The following is a 1,028-nucleotide window of genomic DNA, read 5'->3' as shown; positions in this document are numbered from 1 at the left end:
TTGAGGTTGTGCTTGGTGACCGTCTCGTAGTAGCGAGCCAGGCGGTCGGTCACGAGCACCGTCAGAATCCACGGGGAGACGATGACGCGGAACTCGTCGTCAAGGCCGGGGATCGCGAACTCGGCGGTGTCGATGATGTTGATGTCGGTGTCGCCGGTCACGCCGCGGGTCAGGAAGGCGCGGACGCGCTCGTCGAGCTTGCGGTTCTCGTCCTCGCCCATGAACAGGAAGACCGGGACGCCGGGCTCCACGAGCTCGAGGGTGCCGTGGAAGAAGTCGGCCGAGGTGATGTAGCGGGTGCGCTTCCACTGCATCTCCTCGAGGATGCACATCGAGAACAGGATGGTCTCGCCCCACAGGGCGCCGGAGCCGATGAACATGGTGTAGGGGGCCAGGGCGTACTTCTTGGCGAGCTCCTCGGCGCGCGGCTCGAAGCGCTTGCGGATGTCGAGCATGTCCTTCCAGATATCCTTGGTCTGCTCGATAAACAGATCGAACTTGGGGAAGCAGCCGCGGCGGTTGAGCAGGCGCAGGCCGAAGCAGTCGGCGAGGTAGTAGCCCTTCTCGCAGCCGCCCGAACCATGGTCAGAAGCCATGGCGACGCAGTTCTCGGCGCCCACAGCCTGGCCGATGGGGCCCTCGGGCTTGGTCATGGCGTAGACGCGCACGCCCATGCCCTTCATCTTCTTGACGGCCTCGAGGACCTCGGGGGTGGTGCCGGACTCGGAGGCGGTGAGCACGACGGACTTCTCGGTCATGCGCTTGTGGCCCATGGCGTTCCACTCGGCGGCGTGGATCAGGTAGACCTCGAGGTCGCGGTCGCCGAACTTGTTCATGAGGTACTCGAGCTGCATGAGCTCGTCCCAGGTGCCGCCGACGCCCATCAGGAACACGGCGTCGTAGCCCTCGTCGGCGACCTTGTCGGCGAGCGCGGTCATCTTCTTGCCGGTCTCGTAGAGCGCCTTGCCGTCCTCGAGATAGCCCTCCTGGTCGAAATGCATGATCTCGATCTTCTCGGTTTCCTTCAT

At 64.2% G+C, this 1,028-nt stretch carries 1 protein-coding gene; it reads right to left on the bottom strand.

What is annotated here, in order from left to right:
- The coding region (locus I4W07_RS09105; protein ID WP_196026421.1) for an SIS domain-containing protein at positions 1–1,028 on the bottom strand (1,028 nt) is incomplete at both ends.

Source organism: Collinsella aerofaciens, from assembly GCF_015670745.1.
Classification (GTDB): Bacteria; Actinomycetota; Coriobacteriia; order Coriobacteriales; family Coriobacteriaceae; genus Collinsella; species Collinsella aerofaciens_T.
This window is presented reverse-complemented; position numbering and strand designations above follow the sequence as displayed.